The 21,952-nt window shown below is 70.5% G+C and carries 14 protein-coding genes; all 14 read left to right on the top strand.

Going from position 1 to position 21,952, the window contains the following annotated elements:
- On the top strand, positions 1-3,864 hold a 3,864-nt coding region (locus AC0680_RS35430; RefSeq protein ID WP_478637125.1), incomplete at its 5' end, for a non-ribosomal peptide synthetase.
- Positions 3,857-5,317: a methylmalonyl-CoA mutase family protein gene (locus AC0680_RS35425; RefSeq protein WP_478637124.1), complete on the top strand. Its 1,461-nt coding sequence runs from the start codon at positions 3,857-3,859 to the stop codon at positions 5,315-5,317. The genes AC0680_RS35430 and AC0680_RS35425, both read left to right, overlap by 8 nt.
- A 109-nt stretch (positions 5,318-5,426) precedes the next feature.
- Positions 5,427-5,672 carry an acyl carrier protein gene (locus tag AC0680_RS35420; RefSeq protein ID WP_468981382.1) on the top strand — a complete coding sequence of 82 codons (246 nt, stop codon included), beginning with the start codon at positions 5,427-5,429 and terminating at the stop codon, positions 5,670-5,672.
- On the top strand, positions 5,669-7,249 hold the full coding sequence (locus tag AC0680_RS35415; RefSeq protein WP_478637121.1) for an amino acid adenylation domain-containing protein: 1,581 nt from the start codon (positions 5,669-5,671) through the stop codon (positions 7,247-7,249). Before AC0680_RS35420 ends, AC0680_RS35415 begins: the two co-directional genes overlap by 4 nt.
- The gene (locus tag AC0680_RS35410; protein ID WP_478637119.1) at positions 7,246-9,069 is read left to right on the top strand and encodes a condensation domain-containing protein; all 1,824 of its coding nucleotides are present in this window, start codon (positions 7,246-7,248) and stop codon (positions 9,067-9,069) included. The genes AC0680_RS35415 and AC0680_RS35410 overlap by 4 nt, the downstream gene beginning before the upstream one ends.
- A gap of 2 nt (positions 9,070-9,071) precedes the next feature.
- Positions 9,072-10,394 carry a crotonyl-CoA carboxylase/reductase gene (ccrA, locus tag AC0680_RS35405; RefSeq protein ID WP_478637117.1) on the top strand — a complete coding sequence of 441 codons (1,323 nt, stop codon included), beginning with the start codon at positions 9,072-9,074 and terminating at the stop codon, positions 10,392-10,394.
- Positions 10,395-10,437: 43 nt separating this feature from the next.
- Entirely contained in the window at positions 10,438-10,845 is a 408-nt protein-coding gene (locus tag AC0680_RS35400; RefSeq protein WP_478637115.1) for a cobalamin B12-binding domain-containing protein, read from the top strand.
- The gene (meaB, locus tag AC0680_RS35395; RefSeq protein ID WP_478637113.1) at positions 10,842-11,561 is read left to right on the top strand and encodes a methylmalonyl Co-A mutase-associated GTPase MeaB; all 720 of its coding nucleotides are present in this window, start codon (positions 10,842-10,844) and stop codon (positions 11,559-11,561) included. The genes AC0680_RS35400 and meaB overlap by 4 nt, the downstream gene beginning before the upstream one ends.
- 642 nt (positions 11,562-12,203) lie before the next feature.
- A complete protein-coding gene (gene def, locus AC0680_RS35390; RefSeq protein ID WP_478637111.1) occupies positions 12,204-12,863 on the top strand; it encodes a peptide deformylase in 660 nt (219 codons plus the stop codon).
- Between the two features lie 723 nt (positions 12,864-13,586).
- A complete protein-coding gene (locus tag AC0680_RS35385; RefSeq protein ID WP_478637109.1) occupies positions 13,587-15,188 on the top strand; it encodes a DUF4192 domain-containing protein in 1,602 nt (533 codons plus the stop codon).
- 215 nt (positions 15,189-15,403) lie between these two features.
- Positions 15,404-17,407: a glycogen debranching N-terminal domain-containing protein gene (locus tag AC0680_RS35380; RefSeq protein ID WP_478637130.1), complete on the top strand. Its 2,004-nt coding sequence runs from the start codon at positions 15,404-15,406 to the stop codon at positions 17,405-17,407.
- A 49-nt stretch (positions 17,408-17,456) separates the two neighbouring features.
- The gene (locus tag AC0680_RS35375) at positions 17,457-18,221 is read left to right on the top strand and encodes an NUDIX hydrolase (protein WP_384434263.1); all 765 of its coding nucleotides are present in this window, start codon (positions 17,457-17,459) and stop codon (positions 18,219-18,221) included.
- Positions 18,222-18,942: 721 nt separating this feature from the next.
- A complete protein-coding gene (locus tag AC0680_RS35370) occupies positions 18,943-19,947 on the top strand; it encodes a FadR/GntR family transcriptional regulator (RefSeq protein ID WP_478637107.1) in 1,005 nt (334 codons plus the stop codon).
- A gap of 403 nt (positions 19,948-20,350) precedes the next feature.
- Entirely contained in the window at positions 20,351-21,901 is a 1,551-nt protein-coding gene (locus tag AC0680_RS35365; RefSeq protein ID WP_478637105.1) for an RNA polymerase sigma factor, read from the top strand.
- Positions 21,902-21,952 lie beyond the last annotated feature (51 nt).

Raw genomic sequence — 21,952 nt, 5'->3', positions numbered from 1 at the left:
CACCAGTTGGAGGGGTTGTCGGCGACGTACAACATTCCGCTGGTGTTGCGGCTGACCGGTGGGTTGGACGTGGCGGCGCTGGGTGCGGCGGTCGCTGATGTGGTGGGTCGGCACGAGAGTCTGCGGACGGTCTTCCCGGATGTGGACGGCGTGCCCGAGCAGCGCATCCTGGATGCGGCCGGGCTGGACTTCGGCTGGGACGTCGTCGACGCCACCGGATGGACGGCACACCGACTGGACGAGGCCGTCGGCGCGGTGGCACGCCACGAGTTCGACCTGGCGGCCGAGGTCCCCTTCCGCGCCCGTCTGTTCGCGGTGTCCGCCACCGAACACCGGCTGGCCTTGGTCGTGCACCACATCGCGGGCGACGGCTCGTCGCTGGCGCCGCTGGTACGCGATCTGCTGACCGCCTACCGGGCGCGCGGTGCCCATGCGGCACCCCAGTGGTCGCCGCTGCCGGTCCAGTACGCCGACTACACGCTCTGGCAGCACGAACTCCTCGGCGACGAGGCGGACCCCGAAGGCCGACTCGGCCGGCAGACCCGGTTCTGGGAGCGGGAACTCGCCGGATTCGAGGGGCTGTTGGAGCTGCCGACCGACCGGCCGTATCCGGCGGTGGCCGACCACCAGGGCGGTCAGGTCCTCGTCGAGTGGCCCGCGGAGCTGCAGGAGCTGGTGCAGCGGGTCGCACGCGAACACGACGCGACGACGTTCATGGTGATGTCGGCAGCGTTGTCGGTGCTGTTGTCGCGGTTGAGCGGCAGTGCGGATGTGGCGTTCGGTGTGCCGACGGCGGGCCGTGGGCGTTCCGAGTTCGACGAGATGGTCGGGTTCTTCGTCAACACGCTGGTGCTGCGGACGCAGGTGTCGGGTGAGCAGAGCTTCGGTGAGCTGCTGGGGCAGGTCCGCGAGCGGAGCCTGGACGCCTTCGCGCACCAGGACGTGCCCTTCGACGCCCTGGTGGACCGGCTCAACCCCGTCCGCACCCAGGCACACCACCCGCTGATCCAGGTGCTGTTCGCCTGGCAGAACATGACCCTGCCCGATCTGTCCCTGCCCGGCCTGGACATCTCCCCGGACCAGGCGGACACCCTCACCGCACGCATGGACCTGACGTTCAGCCTGCGTGAGCGGTTCGACGACGCCGGCCGGCCCGCGGGCATCGTCGGTGTCGTCGAATACCGCACCGACGTCTTCGACGCCGAGACCGTGGCACGCGTCGTGGCACGGTGGCAGCGGCTGCTCACGGTGATGGTCGCCGACGCGGACCGCCCGGTGATGTCGGTCGACCTCCTGGACGAGGAGGAGCGGGCGCAACTGGACGAGCTCGGCCAGCGACCCGTGCTGTTCGAACAGGCCAACGACCCGTCGATTCCCCAGCTGTTCGCCCGGCAAGTGGAGCGGCGGCCGGACGCCGTGGCCCTGGTGTTCGAGGGCCGGTCATGGACGTACCGGGAGCTGGAGGAGGAATCGTCGCGGCTCGCGCACCTGCTGTCCGGCCGCGGTGTGGCCGCCGGGGAGGTCGTGGCGCTGCTGCTGCCCCGTTCGCAGCACACCGTGATCGCGATCCTGGCGCTGCTGAAGCTGGGTGCGACGTACCTGCCGATCGACGTCAACCACCCCGACGAGCGCGTGGTGTTCATCCTCGACGACGCATCCCCCCTCGCGGTCCTGACCACCGCCGGGCAGGCGCACCGCGTCGACGGATCCGGCGTCCCGGTGGTGGACGTCGAAGATCCCGCCATGGCCGCGCAGCCGACCGCCGCGCTGCCGCTGCCGGACGCACACCGCGTCGCGTACATCACCTACACCTCCGGAACGACCGGTGTGCCCAAGGGCGTCGCGATCACGCAGGCGAACGTGACGCAGATGTACGCCCCGTCGGAGCGGGCGTTCGTGCCGACCCCGGACCAGGTGTGGTCGCTGTTCCACTCCTACGCGTTCGACGTGTCGGTGTGGGAGATGTGGGGCGCGCTGCTGCACGGCGGGCGCCTGGTCGTCGTCCCCGAGGACGCCGTCCACTCCGCCGCCGACTTCCATCAGCTGCTCATCGACGAGCAGGTCACCACGGTCAACCAGACCCCGTCGGCGCTCGAAATGCTGTCGCCCGAGGGACTGGAGGGCGTACGGACCGTCTTCGTGGGCGGCGAGGCGAGTTCGCCCGAGCTGGTCGAGCGCTGGGCGCCCGGCCGCGCCATGATCAACGGGTACGGCGAGACCGAGACGTTCTATGCGTCCATGAGCGGTCCCATGCAGCCCGGCAAGGGTGCGCCGATCGGTTCGCCGGTTCCGGGTGACGCGCTGTTCGTGCTGGACGCCGGTCTGCGCAGGGTGCCGGTCGGCGTGGTCGGCGAGCTGTACGTGGCGGGGCGCAGCGTCGGCCTGGGCTATGTGGGCCGCGGGGGCCTGACGGCGTCGCGGTTCGTGGCGAACCCCTTCGGCCCGGCCGGTTCGCGGATGTACCGCACCGGTGACCTGGTGCGGTGGAACGCCTGGGGCGAGCTGGAGTATGTGGGCCGCTCCGACGACCAGGTGAAGATCCGTGGCTTCCGCGTCGAGTTGGGCGAGGTCGAGGCCGCCCTGGCCGGTGTGGCCGGTGTGGACCGGGCCGCCGTGATCGTGCGGCCGACCGATGCGGGCAAGCAGCTGGTGGGTTACGTGGTGCCCGCCGACGCGGCGGCCGGCCTGGACGGTGCGGCCGTGCGCGGCGAGGTGGCCGTGCAGCTGCCGGAGTACATGGTTCCGGCCGTGGTGATGGTCGTCGAGGACTTCCCGCTGACGGTGAACGGCAAGCTGGACAAGCGGGCGCTGCCCGAGCCGCAGTTCACGGGCGGGGTGTATCGGGCGCCGTCGTCTCCGGTGGAGGAGATCCTCGCGGGGATCTTTGCGCGGGTGCTCGACCTGCCCCGAGTCGGCGTCGACGACTCCTTCTTCGACCTCGGCGGGAACTCCCTGTCGGCGATGCGGGTGGTCGCCGCCGTACGGGAGTCCTTCGACTCCGAGGTCGGTGTGCGCGCGCTGATGGAAGCACCGACGATCAGGGGACTCAGCCGGCAGCTGTACAGCTGGTCGCAGTCGGACGAGCTGCCCCAGGTCACCAGGCTCCGGCAGGGCCCCGGCGATCCGCTGTTCTGCATTCACCCCGGTGGCGGCGTCAGCTGGGCCTATCAGGCCCTCGGCAACGTCCTGAAGCGCCCGATCGTCGGCATCCAGCAGACCGTCGACACGGGCGAGCGGCCCCGCACCGTAGGGGAGATGGCGGAGCTCTACGCCGACCTCGTGCAGTCGATCCGGCCCGAAGGGCCCTACGACCTGCTCGGCTGGTCCTTCGGCGGTGTCGTCGCCCATCAGATGGCGGTCGAGCTGCGGCGCCGGGGCGCGCGCGTGCGACGGCTGGTGCTGCTGGACGCGGCCATGGTGGAGCCCGGCGTGACACGGGCGGCGGAAGAGGAGTTCGACGAGGTCGATGTGCTGCGGTACTTCGTCTCCAAGAACGTCGAGCTGCCCGCGCCGCCCGAACTGACCTCCGCCGAGCAGATCGTGGAGTGGGTCGAGAGCCAGTCCTCCCTCGGCGCCGCCATTCCGCCGGCCTGGATCATCAGCCACGTCGTGCACAACCTCCGATACAACTCGGAACTCTGGCACGGCCATACACCGGAAGTGTTCGACGGCACCGCCGTGGTGTTCAAGGCAATGGGGGCGGAAGTCGATTCGGGTTACTCGCGCGACTGGACACCCTTCGTCACCGGTCCGGTCAAGGAATACGCAGTCGACTGCGCACACAACGACATATTGAGTCCCGATGTGTTGGACGCCTATGGCGACCTTCTGAAAGCAGGATTGGCAGGTGTCGATGATGAGTAAAGCCGGTGAATTCCCCTACGAGGCCGGAATCCATCCCAAGGGGTACACGTCCCGGCCGTGGACGATCAGGCAGCTGGCGGGCCTGGGCGACGGCCTCGACACCAACAAGCGGTTCCACTACCTCCTCGAACGCGGCGAGACCGGGCTCTCCCTGGCCTTCGACCTGCCGACCCAGCTGGGGCTGGACCCGGACGATCCGGCCGCGGTGGGAGAGGTCGGCCGGGCGGGCGTCTCGGTCGCCACCGTCGACGATCTGGCGGCGGTGTTCGACGGAATTCCGCTGGATCAGGTGTCGGTCTCGTTCACCATCAACGCGACCGCGCCGATGATCCTCGCCCTGTGGATCGTGGTCGCCGAGGAATCCGGCGTCGATCCCGCACTGCTGCGCGGCACGCTGCAGAACGAGATGCTGAAGGAGCACGCCGCCCGCAAGGCGTTCGTCTTCGACCTCGACGACAGCTTCCGCTTCTCGCTGGACGTCATCGAGTACTGCGTACGCCACCTGCCCAAGGTCAATCCCGTCTCCATCTCGGGCGGCCATGCCCGCGAAGCCGGCGCGAACCGTTCGCTGGAGGTGGCGCTCGGCATCGCCGACGCCGAGCAGTACCTCCACGGCATGCTGGACCGCGGTTTCACCGTCGACGAGGTCGCGCCGCGGCTGAGCTTCATCTTCGGCACCCATATGGAACTGCTCGCCGAGGCGGCGAAGTTCCGGGTGCTGCGGAGGATGTATGCGACGCGGATGGTGGACCGCTTCGGCGCCACCAACGACAAGTCGACCCGCATGCGCATCCAGGTCAACACCTTCGGATCGGCCCTGGCGGCGAGCGAACCGCTCAACAACATCGCGCGTACCACCATCCAGGCGATGGCGGCGGTCCTCGGCGGGGTCCAGTCACTGCACGTCTGCGGTTTCGACGAGGCGGCGCAGACCCCCGGCCAGCTCTCCGCGCGGGTCGCGCTGCGCGTGCAGCAGATCCTGCTGAAGGAGACCGATGTGGCCCGGTACGTCGACCCGCTCGGCGGATCGGACACGATCTCCCGCATCGCCGACGAAATCGAGCAGGAAGCCCAGGGCTGGCTCGACGACATCGCCGCCCGGGGCGGACTGCTGAGCTGTCTGCGCAGCGGGTGGCTGGAGTCGCACATCGACGACATGGCCTACGCCGGCGGCGGCCCCACGGTCGGCGTCGCCGATGCCGAGGTGTCCGAGGAAGAGGAGTGGCTCACCGAACGGCAACTTCGCTCCGGCGTCGTTCCGGGGCGTCGACGCCCCTTCGAGCGGGGGACGTGTGAGGCGGAACTGCGCGCCCTGACCAGCGACGTCGCGGCGGGACGCAACGTCATGGAATCGATGATCGCGGCCGCCCGGGCACGGGCCAGCATCGGCCAGATGCAACGTGCGGTCGCGGACGGACTGGCGGCCGCCGCGCACGACGGGCAGGCCCGCTGAACGACAGCGCGGAACGACGTCCCCGCGAATTGCGGTGACGCGCCGATGACCATTCCGAACAGACAGCGAATAGACAGCGAATAGGCAGCGAGTAGATATGAACCAGCAGATGACCTCCACCATTTCCGCGTTCTGGGAGCGCGCACTCGGCGTGGACGGCCTCACGCCCGAGGACAACTTCTTCGACCTCGGCGGTGACTCCCTGGTGGCGGCGAAGATCCTCGCCCTGATCGAGCGGGAGTACGGCATCGAGGCGGAACTGCGCCTGATATTCAACAACCCCACCATCGAGGAGTTCGTGGACGCCGTCAACGAGGAGCTGACCGCGGTGCCACAGCGGGGGGCCGGTGCATGACCGCACAGGAATTCCTTTCGCTGTGGGGCGGCCCGACGAAGCCGGAGTGCTTCCTGGCGGACTTCGCACGGCACGTCCAGGACGACCCCGGCCGCACGGCGGTCGTCGACGCCGAACGCCAGTACACCTACGGTGAGCTGGCGGCCTGGGCGCAGTGCGTGTCGGCCGACCTGGAGACGGCCGGCGTGGCCACCGCGGACCGGGTCGCGGTGTCCCTGCCGCGCGGCGCGGGCGCGGTCGCCGCGCTGCTCGGGGTGATGCTCCGCGGCGCCACCTACGTGCCGCTGGATCCCGAATACCCCGCCGAGCGCCTCCAGTTCATGATCGACGACTGTGCGCCGCGTGCCGTCATCGCCACCGAGCACTCCGGCGTGCGGTACGGCGGCCCGATGCTGCGGATCGGTGCGGCGCCCGCCACGACCGCGGCACCGGACCTCGGCGCGGTCCCCTGCGACCCCGAGCTGCCGGTCTACGTCATCTACACCTCCGGCTCGACCGGGTGGCCCAAGGGCGTGGCACTGACCCACCGCTGCGTGGACGCGATGGTCGACTGGCAGGCATCGCACTCGCCGCGACCGGACCTGCGTACCGCCCAGTTCGCCCCGCTGAACTTCGACGTCTCCTTCCAGGAGATCCTCGGCACGCTGTGCGGCGGCGGCACGCTGGTGATCATGCCGGAGGAGCTGCGCCGCGAGCCGGCCCGCCTGCTGCGCTGGCTGGCCGACCACCGGGTCGAGCGGCTGTTCGTCCCGTTCGTCGCCCTGCAGATGCTGGCCGTGACGGCGCGGGCGGAACTGCTCGACAAGCTGCACCTGGTCGAGGTGAACACCGCCGGTGAGCAGATGGTCTGCTCGGAGGACATCCGGTCGATGTTCGCCGGCATGCCCGCCTGCCGACTGGTCAACCACTACGGGCAGAGCGAATCCGCCATGGTGACGTCGCATGTACTGGACGCCGACCCGGCGACCTGGCCCCATCTGCCCCCGATCGGCGTCCCCCTGCCCGGATGCGAGCTGCTCGTCGCTCCGGAGGATCCGGACACCCCCCGCATCGGCGAACTCCTCGTCGCCGGGCACCCGTTGTCCGAGGGGTACCTGGGGCGGCCGGAGCTGACCGCCCAGCGGTACATCGACATCGCCCCCACCCCGGCCGGCCACACCCGGGCGTTCCGCACCGGGGACCTGGTCGAACTCACCGCGGACGGTGTGCGCTTCCTGTCGCGCATGGACGACCAGATCAAGATCCGCGGAATCCGGGTGGATCTCCTGGAGGTCGATGCGCAACTGCTGTCGGCCCCCGAGATCGCCGCCGCCGCGACGGCCATGGTGCCGAGCAGGTCCGGTCACACCAGCCTCCGGGCCGCGGTCGTACTCCGCGAGAGCGGCGACGCGTCCATCGAGGCCGGCATCCTCGACCGCCTGCGCACGGTGCTGCCGGAGGTGTCGGTGCCGCTCTCGGTGACCGAACTGCCCGAACTCCCCAGGACGCCCAGCGGCAAGATCGACCGAGAGGCCGTCGTACAGGCGATCTCCGATGATCTGAGCCGGCGTCGAAGCGGCCGGGTCGGTCGCGCATGACGACGATCCTGCACGACCGGCCCGCGGACGCCGGCCAGTACGCGCTGTGGGCGGAAGCGGAGATCGATCCGTCGATCAGCGGCGGCGGATACTTCGTGGCGACCTTCCACGGCGCCGTCGACGAAGACGATCTCAAGGCGGCGGCACGGTCGGTGCTGCACCGGCACGAGCCGTTGCGCTCGGTGCTCCGGCTGATCGACGGGCAGCTGCGCCAGTGCGTGCTGTCGGCGCAGGACGCCTGCGCCTTCGGACGCGCCGAACTCGCCTGCGAGCAAGGCACCGAGAGGGCAGCCGTCCGTGCCTGGACCGCGCAGCACCTCCAGCGCCGCCACTGGGACCTGTCCACCGAGGCGCCGATCCGGTTCCACCTCCTGACGCACGGCGACGACCGCTGCTCGGTCGTGTTCGCGGCACATCACGCCGGCTTCGACGGGCGCAGCAAGTTCCTCGTGGCGCGGGACTTCTCGGCCTACCTCGGGGACATCCGGGCGGGCCGCCCGGTGCGGCCGTCGCCACTGGCCGCGCCCACGACGCCGGTCGCCCCCGGCGACGTGGCCGAGGAGGCGACGGCCTTCTGGCGCCGGACCGTCGAGACGGCCACGCCGATGGCCCTGCCCGAGGGCGGCCGGCTGGGAGACCGGACGATCACGTCCTCGCCCACCATCGACCTGGACCCGTCCGCGGTCGCCACCCTGCGGGAGACGGCCCGGACGCTGAAGGTGAGCACCTTCACCATGCTCCTGGCGGCGTCGATCCGTCAGTTGGCGGTGTACGGCAACAGCACCGCCCTCCTGGCGCTGGCCTCCGACGTGAGTGACGAGCACACCGGCCATGTCGCGGGTCTCCAGATCAACGTGGTCCCCGTGGCCGTCGAGACCACCCGGCAGGCGTCGATCGAGCAGTCGGTGGCCGCGGCCCGCCAAGCCCTCACCCACCTGGCGCGCTTCCGCCGGGTCCCGTTCGTCGACCTGGTCGCCGGCGTGCCCGGCAGACCGCTGGCCCGGCTCGGCACCGAACTCGGCCTCTCCTTTCCCCGGCCGCCGGCCGGATTGGACCTGGACATCCCCGGCCTGCGCACCGACTGGGACTTCTTCACCCCGAACACGTCGGCGACGCTGGCCAGGACACTGCAGATCCGGGCGAACTGGCCGGACTGCCGGGTGCGTCTGGACTACCGCCAGGACCTCATGGGAGCGCAGGAAGCGGAGCAGCTCCTGACCGACTTCCGCACGGCCGTCTCGGACCTCGCGGCGAACCGCACGACGTCCTCGGTCACCCCGGCGCGCGCGGACCGGCCGGACACCGCCACCGACGGGATCCCCTACACCCGCGGCGGCGTCCGCGCCGGAACACTGCTGGACGAGGACCCCCCGAATCCGCCGCGCCTGGCCCCCGCGCAGGGCGTGGCGTTCACGGCGCACGGCCCGTCGGGGCAGCCCTTGCCGCGATCGATCGCGGGTGCGCTCCAGGTCCGTCTCCCCGACGGCCGCGAGGTGCCCACCGGCGACTGCGGATATGTCGCCGCGGACGGCGGCGTGCGGCTGCTCGGGCCGGAGCACGGCCGATGGATCTGCACCCGCAGTCTGATCGACACCTCGGCCGTCGCGCGCATCGCCCGGACCCATCCATGGGTCCGGGAAGCGGAAGTGCGGCTCGAAACGGCCCGGACCCAGACCGCGGTGCTGGTGGTGACCGGCCGTGGCCCGGATGCCCCGACCGTGCGCGAGTTCCGCGCGTACCTGCGGAAGTGGCTGCACGGAAGCGATCTGCCGGGACGTATACAGATCCGCCATTCCGAGATGGACAGCAAGGAAGGATGACCATGGACGAGCTTTCGGCAGCAGTGGTAGCGGGAGCCTCTCCCGACGTACTGGAACGCATTCCGGTTCCGAGTGAGTACGCCGCGGCCTACCTGCGGGTCGAAGACGTCGGCATGTTCGCCGGCGTCGACGACAAGGACGTCCGCAAATCGCTCCACATCGGGAACGTCCCCATGCCGGAGCTCGCTCCGGACGAGGTCCTGGTCGCCGTCATGGCCGCGGCGATGAACTACAACACGATCTGGTCGGCCACCTTCGAGCCGATGCCCACCTTCAACTTCCTGCGCCACTACGGAAAGCAGGGCGGTTGGGCCGCACGGCACGACCAGCCGTACCACGTACTCGGCTCGGACGCCGCCGGAGTGATCGTACGAGTCGGCAACGGCGTCCGGAACTGGAAGATCGGCGACCACGTCGCCATCGCGACGGCCCACGTCGACGACCAGGAGGCACACACGCACGACGACGGCATGATGGGCGCCGAGCAGCGGGCGTGGGGATTCGAGACCAACTTCGGCGGCCTCGCCCATTACGCGGTCGTCCGGGCGAGCCAGCTGCTCCCCAAGGCCGCCCACCTCAGCTGGGAGGAAGCGGCCAGCAATCCGCTGTGTGCCGGGACGGCCTACCGGATGCTCATCAGCGAGCGCGGCGCCAACATGCGCCAGGGCGATGTGGTGCTCGTATGGGGCGCGGCGGGCGGCCTGGGCGGCTACGCAGTGCAGTTCGTCCGCAATGGCGGTGGCATCCCGATCGGCATCGTCGGCTCGGAGAAGAAGGCCGAGCTCGCCCGCAAGCTCGGTTGCGAGCTGGTGATCGACCGGCGCGAGATCGGTGAGATCTCCGCCGACCCGGACGCCACCGTGGCCACCGGCAAGCGGCTGGGGAAGATCATCAGGCGTGAGATCGGTGAGGACCCGAACATCGTCTTCGAGCACGTCGGACGCGACACCTTCGGCATCTCGGTATACGTGGCCAGGCGCGGTGGTGTCATCGTGACCTGCGGGTCGAGCACCGGGTATCAGCACACCTTCGACAACCGCTACCTGTGGATGCGCCTGAAGAAGGTCATCGGCAGCCACGGAGCGAATCTCTACGAGCAGTGGCAGGCCAATCGCCTCATCCAGCGCGGGCGTGTGCAGCCGATGCTGTCCGAGGTGTATCCGTTCCACGAGACCGCCGAAGCCGCACGCATGATTCAGCGCAACGGACACCTCGGCAAGGTCGGCGTGCTCTGCCTGGCGCCGTCGAAGGGCCTCGGCGTGACCGATTCCGTGCTGCGATCGCACATCGGCGAGGACCGGATCACCCCACTGATGGCGGCATGACGACGCCCGTCATCACTCAGACACAGGAAAGGCCGGGGGACAGATGAATCGCGTCCGAGTGGTTGTCGCCAAACCGGGATTGGACGGCCACGACCGAGGGGCGAAGGTGGTCGCGCGCGCATTGCGCGACGCCGGTATGGAGGTGATCTACACCGGATTGCGCCAGACGCCCGAGCAGATAGTCCGCACCGCTCTGGAAGAGGGAGCCGACGCCATCGGCCTGTCCCTGCTCTCGGGCGCGCATATGGAGTTGGTGCCCAGGATCCTGAAGCTGCTCGCCGAGAACGACGCGGCGAACGTACCGGTGTTCTGCGGCGGAATCATCCCGCCCGAGGACGCCCGGCAACTCGTCGAGATGGGCGTGCTGCGGGTCTTCACCTCACGTGACGCGCTGCCGGAGATCATCGAATGGGCGCAGGCGAATCTGCACCTGATCGAGGTGACGGATTGACCAGTCAACAGCTTCGGGAATCGCTGGAATCCGCACGGCACGGCAATGTACGGGCACTGGCCCGCCTGATGGCCCGCGCGGAGAACCACCACCTCACGGAGGCCGATCTCCAGGCGCCCGAACGCTCCGCAACGGTGATCGGCCTGACCGGTGCGCCGGGCGTCGGCAAGTCGACATTGGCGTCCTGCCTCATCGCCGAGTTCCGGCGGCGTGGCAGCCGTGTGGCGGTGCTCTGCTTCGACCCGTCGTCACCGGTGACCGGAGGCTCGCTGCTCGGCGACCGGATCCGGATGCAGGAGCACTCCGAAGATCCAGGGGTGTTCATCCGATCGGTCTCCAGCCGGGGCCATCTCGGCGGGCTCTCGGCCACCGCCCGGCCGATGGTCTCGATCCTGTCCGAGGTGGGATTCGACGTCATCCTCATCGAGACCGTCGGGGCCGGGCAGTCCGAGGTCGAGATCGCCTCCGTCGCCGACCGGACGATCGTCGTCCTCGCGCCCGGCGCGGGCGACGGCATCCAGCTGGCCAAGGCCGGCGTACTGGAAATCGCCGACCTCTACGTCGTGAACAAGGCGGACCAGGACGGGGTCGGCACGATCCTGCGTGAACTCCGGGCGATGGTCGAACTCGGCACGCGACCCATCCCCGTGGTGACCACCACCGCCGGCCGCCGCGAAGGAGCCGCGGACGTCATCGCGGCCCTCGGAGTCGACTGAACGACCGATGCGCATTTTGGGGCGCGGCCCTGACACCGGCGACGACCTGCCGCGCCCCAAAAGAAGTCCAGGCCTCACCGAGAGGCCGGCCCGAGGGCGATCACACAAGTGGGGAGTGCGTCCGCACCACGTCGGGCCGACGTGCGTTCGGCACAGGCGGTGGCGGATCCCTGCCCTTCCGCCTCTCGGCCGGCCTCGGTGCAGTGGGAGCACCGGCCGCACCGACTGACGGTCGTGCTGCCGCATCGCGCGTGTTTGGCAGATCGAGACGAGGAGCGACGCGACAGCGATCACGACAGCGCATATCGCTGTGACGGTCCCTGCCTTCATGGCCATTCCCCCTGGTGAAGGGCCTCTCCTCGGGCGACATCCGAACCGATCCCGGGCCCCGGCGCTTCCCCGTCGGTCTGGAAGGTGCCGTCCTCGGCGAGCGGGTCCAGCAGGGCGAAGCGCACGGGATGAAGTCCGAAAGCGACTGCCCCGCGAGTCGCAACAGCGGGCCCACGAATGCTGCTTGACGGATATCGTCACCCGCTTTGCAAAGAGTGCTACTTTGGAAAGTAATCGATCAAGCTGGACCGCAGCCGGCCGGTGGCCCCGTCCCCGGCCGGCTCACGCATGTGTGGAAGGCGTTGAAACTCCATGGCTGTTCAATCCGGTGACACCTCGCAGGATCGCCGAGTACGAGTGCAGGGCGAACCCGTCGAGTCCTACCCGCAGATGGCTCCTGAGGTGGAACGGGGCGCCGTGCGCCGCATCACCGTCGTCGGCGAGGAGATCCTGCACCGACGGTGCCGGGAGGTCACCGAGTTCGGTACGCCGGAGCTTTCGCAGCTGATCGACGACATGTTCGCCACGAACCAGGTGGCGGAGGGCGCGGGGCTCGCCGCCAACCAGATCGACGTGGACCTGCAGTTGTTCGTGTGGGACATCACCGATGAGTGGGGCGTGCGCCACGTCGGCCACATCGCCAACCCGGTCCTGGACGAGGTCGTGGCCGAGGACCGCATGCTGATCGAAGAAACCGAAGGATGCCTGTCGGTTCCCGGCCCCTACCGTGTGGTGCCCCGTCTCGACCGTGCCGTCGTACGAGGCCGCGACAAGGACGGCAACCCCCTGGTGATCGAGGGCAGGGGCTACTTCGCACGGTGCCTGCAGCACGAGACGGACCACCTTCACGGTCACCTCTATCTGGACCGGCTTGCCCAGCGGGAGCGGAAGTCGGCGCTCCGCGAGATGGCCGAGTCCAAGGAGAAGATGTTCGCCCGCCGCGCCGCCTTGGCCAAGGAATTGGGCAAGTGACCCTGCTCGCCGACCACGCAGGGGCCTGAGCGGCGGAGAATTCCTCGGGCGCCTTCCCACTCCGGTAGGCGCCCGACGTCGGCTCCCCACCCGTCACTGTTCTCCCGGGGAACGGAACGACACGCAATTCCCGGCCCGCCGCCCTGCGTCCGGTTATCCGGAGAACGCGATGCGGCCCACTCGACCACCGAGAGCGCCCACCATCCACCCACCCTCCCCTCCCTCTGCGCCGAACGCCCGGATCGATTGCTCAAATGCTCGACTGCGCCACGCCCCGCCCGCCCACCGCAAACCCACAGCACGCTTGGTGAGTTGACCAACGCCGACCAACGCCGAGGCGAGAGCCGCGATGATGCCGGGCGAGGGCACCGGGGCCCCGGATCGAAGATCTTCTGAAACCGCCTTACGAATCAACCGAGTTCGAGCAGGCAGCAAAACGTTGGCGAGACCCACGAGAGCCGGACCGTCACTGAGCCGCTGACGCAACGCGGTAAGTGCGGCTCAGCGCTCCGGCTCCTGCCTCGCCCAACTGCCACTGGCGGCAGCGATCACCGCAACTCTTGCCGCCGCGCTGTGAGACATCCAGTTCGCTGCTCATGCCCCCATGCAACCCGATGCCACTGACAACGCGCGAACCCCCGCCCGAAGCTGTGGACAACCTCGTCACCCGCGAGTTATCCACAGGGGTCGCGGAGCGGCGGCCGGTCGCGGGATCTTCGAGCCATGAATCCGCACAGCGAACCGCGCAAGCACAGCACCGACATCAACTCCGCGGAAACGCCCTCGGCATCGTCCGCCGCGAATTCCCCGGACGCCTCCGGCCACCCGGCGGACTCCTCACCCCCCTCACCCGCCTCCCGAGCCCTCGAGCCGCCGGCCCCCGCCGTCCCCGCCCAAAGCGCCACCCCGCCCCGTTCCTCCGGACCCTCCCGGCCCGCGGGCCCTTCCCACTCCGCAACCGCCGCCGCCGACTCGACCGAGCATGCCGAAGCGCAGGTCACCTTGCGCGGACCGGCCGAACTCGCCGACGCCCTGCCGTATCTCATGGGCTTCTATCCGGACGATTCGATCGTGATGGTGGCGCTGCACGGCGAGCGCGGACGCTTCGGCGGCCGCGTCCGGCTCGGCATCCCGACGGACACCACCCAGTGGCCCGACACCGCCGACCAGCTCGCAGACTGCCTCATCTCAGCAGGTCAGGAGCGTGCCGCCCGGCCCGCAGCGATCATCGTCTACCTCTGCCAGGAGCCCGCGGCAGGCGAGAGCGGCAAGGACGTCAAGGACCGCCTCCGCCCGCTCGCCCAACGGCTGCGCACCGCCTGCGGCGCCCTCGACGTACCCGTCCTGGAAGCGCTCTGCATCTCCAACGGCCGCTTCTGGTCCTACTGCTGCCCCGACTTCCGGTGCTGCCCCGCCGACGGCACGCCCATGGTCATGCCGGGCACCTCCGTGATGGCCGCGGCCGCCGCCTACGCGGGAATGCAAGTGCGCGGCTCACTCAAGGAAATGGAGGCCCGGCTAACGCCCCGCAAGGGCCCGCGCGCCGCCGACCAGGTCAAGGCGCTGGACAAGGCGGCCGGTGCGCTCGTCCCCCGCATGCTGCGGGCAGACGGTGCGGTGGCCGTCCGCGGGGACACCCTCGACCTGGCCGCCGCCATGATCCACCGCTTCCGCCAGGACACCCCCTCGGGGAGCAACCGGGCCCGGGACGCCTGCGACGACGCGCTGATCACCGACGCCGAGGCCGCCGACCTCATCCTCGGCCTCCAGGACCGGATCACCCGCGACCGGGCGGCCGAGTGGATGGACGGCCCCGTCGCCGCGCCGGCCCTCCGGCTCTGGCGTGCCCTCGCCCGCCGCTGCGCGGGCGGCTACACGGAACACGCGGTGGCACCGCTCACCCTCGCCGGATGGGTCTGCTGGTCCACCGAGGACGGACCGTCGGCGCGGGTCGCCCTCAGCTGCGCCCTGGCCCTCGACCCCGATTACACCTTCGCGCAGCTCCTGCACCGCGCCATCAACGAAGGCCTCGATCCGGAGCCGTTGCGCCGCTGCCTGCGCGAGCAGCACCGGGAGGCGGTGGCCGCCACCGACGGTGCCGCGCCCACCGCCGAGTCGGCACCTCCCGCCGAGTCGACACCTCCCGCCGAGTCCGCGCCCACCGCCGAAGAGGCTTCGCGGCACGCGCCGCGATCGGGCCCGGCCCGCTCCGGGCCCGCCGGCCGCCCCCGGGGATCGCGCGGCGGCACCGGCCCCGGCGCCCGGACGACCGATGGGCGCGGCAGGCGCCGTGCGCGCCGGGACGACGACCGGAGCAGGCGATGATCGCACCGGCGCCATGCGACCGGCGTGACCTGGGCACCGGCCGGACCGTTCACCTATTTGGAGCAGGCCGTACGGATCCCCGACCCCACCAGGGAGCGCAGAGCGTGCCAGGCATCGTCCCCACCACCCAGCCGGTCCACCGGCCGTCCGGAGAGCGGCGTCCGGCGCCGCCCCGCACCCCACAACCCCAACCCGTCCACTCCTCGCTGGTCTGCGTGGCCCTCCCCGCGCTCGCCGTGTCCCCCGGCTCGGGCCAGCTGACCGGCCACGGCCTGGAGGGCTTCTACCGCGACGGCCGGCGGGTCCTGTCCCACTGCGAACTGCGGGCTGCGGGCGGCGAACCGCTGGTTGTCCAGGGGAGGCTGACCGGGGCGGACCGCGCCCGGTTCATCGGGACGGTCCGCAGGACCGGCGAGCGCGGGCCGGACCCGGAGATCCGCATGGAGCGGCTGCGGTACGCCGACGGCACCGAGCGGATCACCTTCCGCAGCAGCGCGGCCCGGCCGGTCCGACTGCCCGTCGAGATCCGGCTCGGCACGGACCTCGCGGAGCTCGGAGCCGTCGCCGTCGGCCTTCCGGGCCCTGAACTTCGGGCCGTGGTCCATGGCTCCGGGCTCCGCTGGTCGGGGCCCGGGGTGCATGCGGTGGTGAGGGCGACACCCACACCCGAGGACGCCCTCGCCTCGGCGGGGTTGCTGCGCTGGGAGCTGAGCCTGCCGCCCGGCGGCAGCCGCACCATCGAACTGCACGCCGGACTGGAGCACGCCCCCGGCCGACCCGGCGCCGGCGCTCCCGTCAGCCGACGCGCCGGGGGCGTCCGCATCCCCGGCCCCCGCCGTGGAACGTTCGCGCCGCACAAACGCGGTGACCGGCCACCGCAGCCCTGGGCGACGGCCCTGCTGAGATGCGACGACCATCGAGCCGACGCCCTGATGGCAGGCAGCCTCGACGACCTGCACGGCCTGACGATGCGCGACCCGCTCGCCCCCGCGGACGTATACGTCGCAGGCGGCTTCCCCTGGCGCTGTGGCCTCGCACCGGCCGAGGCGCTGTGGACCGCCCGGATGCTGCTGCCGCTCGGCACCCGGCTTGCCGCAGGCACACTGCGGGTGCTCGCCCGTAGCCAACACGCCGCCCCAGGGGTGGAATTCGGCCGAATTCCCGGTTCCCTCCGGGACGCCGGACCGCACGCCCCGCCGAGCTGCACGGGCATCGAAGCCACCCTGCTGTTCCCCACCGTTCTGGCCGAGGCGCGTCGTTGGGGCCTGCCCGAGCGGGAGACCGAGCGGCTGATGCCCGCCGCGGAGCGCTGCCTGCGCTGGCTGCGCATCGTGACCGACCCGCCACGCGACGGCCGCGGCGGCTATCTGCCCGACCCCGCTCCCGGCGGGCCGTACCGCTGTGAGACCCAGGCCCACGCCCACCGCGCCGCCCTGCTCGGCGCCGATCTCCTCGAGGCGTACGGATCGTCCGAGGCGGCAGCGCTGCGGGAGTGGGCCGCGGACCTGCGCTCCCGATTCCGTTCGGACTTCTGGGTCGAGGACCGCATGGGCGGCCGCCCCGCGGCTTGGCTCACCGCCGACGGAAGGCCCGTTTCGCATCTCGCCTCCACCACCGCCCACCTCCTCGACACCGGCCTCCTCGGCGGCGGCACCCTCGCCCCCGGCCTGCTGGACGCGGCACAGACCGACCAACTGGCCAGACTGCTCGGCGGTCCGGCCATGGACTCCGGGTGGGGCCTGCGCGGGCTGGGCGCCAAGGAGAGCGGCTACAACCCGTTCGGCCACCGCAGCGGCGCGGTGCGCGTCCACGAGACCGCGGTCGCCGCCGCCGGCCTGGCCGCGGCCGGCCACGAACGGGCAGCAGGCGCCCTGACCAAGGGTGTCCTCGACGCCGCCGACAGCTTCGGACACCGCCTTCCTGAGATGTACGCGGGGGAGCAGCGCACCGCCGACGGTGCGCCCGTCCCCCACCCGGCGGCCTGCCGTCCGGCGGCCGTGGCGGCGGCCGGCGCGGTGCAGATACTGATCACCCTCGCCGGACTGCGCCCCGACGTCCCGGCCGGAACGGTGTCCCTGCGGCCGCTGGGCACCGCCCCGCTCGGCGCGATGGAGCTCACCGACCTGAGGGTCGCGGAGCAGCCGTTCGCCCTGCGGGTCAGCAGACTCGGCATGGGAATGGTCGAGGCGGCGGCGGAAGGCCTGCAGCTGGGCACGTGAGGTGCCTCGTGGGCCTGTTTATCGTCAGGCGGACGACTATGATCACGCCATGCCTCCCTACGACCCGTCGGCCTTCCCGCCCTTCGCTGTCACCGTCGACCTGGTCGTGCTCACCGTGCGCCGCCACGCCCTGTGCGCACTGGCCGTGCGCCGCGGTGAGCCGCCGTTCCAGGGGCGCTGGGCCCTGCCCGGCGGATTCGTCCGGGCCGACGAGGACCTCGAGGACGCGGCAGCCCGGGAGCTCGCCGAGGAGACCGGCCTGCACGCCCAGTCCCCGGCGGACGCGTCGCCCGCCTACGGCGCGCACCTCGAACAGCTCGCCACCTACGGCGACCCCAAGCGCGACCCCCGGATGCGGGTCGTCAGCGTCGCCCACCTGGTCCTCGCCCCCGACCTGCCCGCCCCCACTGCCGGTGGAGACGCCCACAGCGCGCGCTGGGCACCGGTGGAGACCCTCCTGGAACAGGACGACACCCACGCCCGCGAGGGCGAGCTGGCCGCGCCGCTCGCGTTCGACCACGCCCGGATCCTCGCCGACGGTGTGGAGCGCGCCCGCTCGAAGATCGAGTACTCCTCGCTCGCCACGGCCTTCTGCCCGCCCGAGTTCACCGTGGGCGAGCTGCGCCGGGTCTACGAGGCGGTCTGGGGCGTAGCGCTCGACCCCCGCAACTTCCACCGCAAGGTGACCGGGACGCCGGGGTTCCTGGTGCCCACGGGCGGAACCACCACACGCCAGGGCGGCCGCCCCGCACAGCTGTTCCGGGCCGGCGGAGCGACCCTGCTCAACCCGCCCATGCTGCGCCCCGAGATCTGAGCCCGGGGCGCATACCGCGTGGGCACCGGGCCGGCGTGCGCCCTCGTGGATGCGACACAGCGCCAAGAAAGACCAATTGCGAGAAAATAGGACATATTACAGTACCCTGGCCGGGTGAGTTCCTTAGTGCCCCCGATAGTCGACGCCCGGCCGGTGCTTCCGGCCGGGAGTGGCCCGCGCCCGGCGCCCCGTGCCGCCCCGCCCGGCCGGCTCGCGCACGGCCGGCCCCGGCGCTGGAGCCGGCCTGTGTCCGCCATGCCCTCCCGGCGTGCTGTGGCGCCTCGCCTGCTCACGGGGTGAGTGGCGCCCTCAACTGCCCTTGTCCGCAATGGCTGTGGCGGTGCCCGGATCCCGGCTGTCTCCGTACTCCGGTTCGCCGCAACAGGGTTGGCGCTGTGAAATTCCCGTCCCCGCGCGAGCCGACCCGGGCGTCGGCCACCGACCACGCGACCGCCGTCAAGTGCCCCTCCGGAATCGACCGAGGCATATCGGTCGCGAGGTCGCTCGTAAGCCAACTTACGCACAGCGCAATGGCGTTGGCGCTCACCAGTCCTGGCCTGCGGTGATGCACGCTCGGCGTGATATGGCTTCGCCTTCTGACCGAGTAAGGCGCCTGTTTTGGCGCTGTGTTGTTATGGCTGTTGCTCACAACTCGCCATGGAGCGTGCGTTTCCTTCCGATAAAGCGTCAATTCGGAGATGGGGGGCGATCACCCTTTCGTGTGCTTTTCACCAAAGACCTCAAGGGTGTTCAGGGTGTCGCCGACAAAGGATGCGTGAGTACCCTTGCGCACACCATGATGACCGCGGCTCGCCCCGGCGACACCGGCCTTGCAGGCCCGGGCGAGCTTGACCGCTACCCCTACGCCAACGCCGCCGCCAACGCCGCGAGCGCCAACAACACAGCCGGTCCGGAGCGTGCCGAGCGCGTTTCGCAGGTCTGGGACGGCTCCGAAACAGACATCGGCCGAGTCGGCCGTCGCGCCGCCGGCAGTCGCGGCCGCGGCCTGCACGGCCAACTCGTCCAGCAGCTCGGGCAGATGATCGTCTCCGGCGATCTCGGCGCCGACCGCCCGCTCGTCCCCGAGGAGATCGGCCAGCGCTTCGAGGTCTCCCGCACCGTCGTCCGTGAGTCGCTGCGCGTCCTCGAGGCCAAGGGCCTCGTCAGCGCCCGCCCCAACGTGGGCACCCGGGTGCGCCCGGTCAGCGACTGGAACCTCCTCGACCCCGACATCATCGAGTGGCGGGCCTACGGTCCGCAGCGCGACGACCAGCGCCGTGAGCTGTGTGAGCTGCGCTGGACGATCGAGCCGCTGGCCGCCCGGCTCGCCGCCGGCCACGGCCGGGAGGACATCCAGCAACGGCTCGCCGACATGGTCGAGATCATGGGCCACTCCGCGGCCCAGGGCGACACCATGACCTTCTCTCGCGCCGACGCCGAGTTCCACTCCCTGCTGCTGCAGCTCGCCGGCAACCGCATGCTCGAGCACCTCTCGGGCATCGTCTCCGCCGCCCTGCACGTCTCCGGCGGCCCCAGCGGCGGCTGCGAGCGACCGGTTGAGACATCCGTGGGTCAGCACATGAGGGTCGTCGACGCCATCGGCTCCGGCGACGCCACGGCGGCCGAATCCGCGATGCGCCAGCTTCTCGCCGCACACGGCGAGGCCGCCGGCCAGGGCTCCGGGACGCCCGTCGACCACGTCGTCCCCGCGCCCCGCGAGCACTGAAGGCCCGTACACGACCGCGTACGGACCGTAGGCGCCGCGCGGCCCCCGTGCCCCGCGTACCCCTCGGGCGGGGCACGCCGTACGCGGCGAAGGCGCACATGATCGCCGGATCCGGGACGTCGACCGGATCCGGCGGCGGACCTTGGGAGGATTGCATGTCATATGACTGGGAATGGGTCGTTATGGGGTGTGACTCGGGCCACGCAGATTGGGCGTAACGCTCTTCAGGGAAGCGCGATGACTTAAGAGGTGATAGCCGAGGAGGGAATACGGACGGCGTTCGTGACGCTGTTCAACTCCCCGGTTGCCCCTGCGCCGTCGGTCCATCCCCACCGGCGGTCGTCGGCTCCGATCCACACTGGACGGGGTCGGAAGCCGTTTCCATCGTTCCGAGAGGTTGTTCGTGTCGGCCAGCACATCCCGTACGCTCCCGCCGGAGATCGCCGAGTCCGAGTCTGTGATGGCGCTCATCGAGCGGGGAAAGGCAGATGGGCAGATCGCCGGCGATGACGTGCGTCGGGCCTTCGAGGCTGACCAGATTCCGCCAACCCAGTGGAAGAACGTTCTGCGCAGCCTCAACCAGATCCTCGACGAGGAGGGTGTGACGCTGATGGTCAGTGCCGCAGAGGCGCCCAAGCGCACCCGCAAGAGCGTCGCAGCGAAGAGTCCGGCGAAGCGCACCGCCACCAAGACCGTCGCGGCCAAGACCGCCACGGTCAGGAAGACCACCGCCGCCGCCCCCGCCTCCGTGGCGGACCCGTCGGCCGGTGAGTCCGAGTCCGCGCCTGCGAAGAAGGCAGCGGCGAAGAAGACGACCGCCAAGAAGACGGTCGCGAAGAAGACCACGGCCAAGAAGGCCACCGCCAAGAAGACCGCGTCCAAGAAGGACGTCGACGAGCTGCTCGACGACGAGGTGACCGAGGAGACCCCGGCGCCCGGCAAGGGCGACGCTCCCGAGGCCGCCGAGGGCGCGGAGAACGCCGGCTTCGTCCTGTCCGACGACGACGAGGACGACGCCCCCGCGCAGCAGGTCGCCGCGGCCGGCGCCACCGCCGACCCGGTCAAGGACTACCTCAAGCAGATCGGCAAGGTCCCGCTCCTCAACGCCGAGCAGGAGGTGGAACTCGCCAAGCGCATCGAGGCGGGCCTGTTCGCCGAGGACAAGCTGGCGAACTCCGACAAGCTCGCGCCGAAGCTCAAGCGCGAACTGGAGATCATCGCCGAGGACGGCCGCCGCGCGAAGAACCACCTGCTGGAGGCCAACCTCCGACTGGTCGTCTCCCTGGCCAAGCGGTACACCGGCCGCGGCATGCTCTTCCTGGACCTGATCCAGGAGGGCAACCTCGGTCTGATCCGTGCGGTCGAGAAGTTCGACTACACCAAGGGCTACAAGTTCTCGACCTACGCGACGTGGTGGATCCGTCAGGCCATCACCCGCGCCATGGCCGACCAGGCCCGTACGATCCGTATCCCCGTCCACATGGTCGAGGTCATCAACAAGCTGGCCCGTGTCCAGCGCCAGATGCTCCAGGACCTGGGCCGCGAGCCCACCCCGGAGGAGCTGGCCAAGGAACTCGACATGACCCCCGAGAAGGTCATCGAGGTCCAGAAGTACGGCCGCGAGCCGATCTCGCTGCACACCCCGCTGGGCGAGGACGGCGACAGCGAGTTCGGTGACCTCATCGAGGACTCCGAGGCAGTCGTCCCGGCCGACGCGGTCAGCTTCACGCTTCTGCAGGAGCAGCTGCACTCGGTGCTGGACACCCTCTCCGAGCGCGAGGCCGGCGTGGTCTCCATGCGCTTCGGCCTCACGGACGGCCAGCCCAAGACGCTGGACGAGATCGGCAAGGTCTACGGCGTCACGCGTGAGCGGATCCGTCAGATCGAGTCGAAGACGATGTCGAAGCTGCGCCACCCGTCCCGCTCCCAGGTGCTGCGCGACTACCTCGACTAGTCCAACCCGCCCGGACAGCGTCACGAGCCCGGTTCCTCCAGCGTGGAGGGG

This window comes from Streptomyces sp. NPDC043738, from assembly GCF_056436545.1.
The sequence above is the reverse complement of the archived record's forward strand: the minus strand, read 5'-3'. Positions and strand labels throughout refer to the sequence as shown.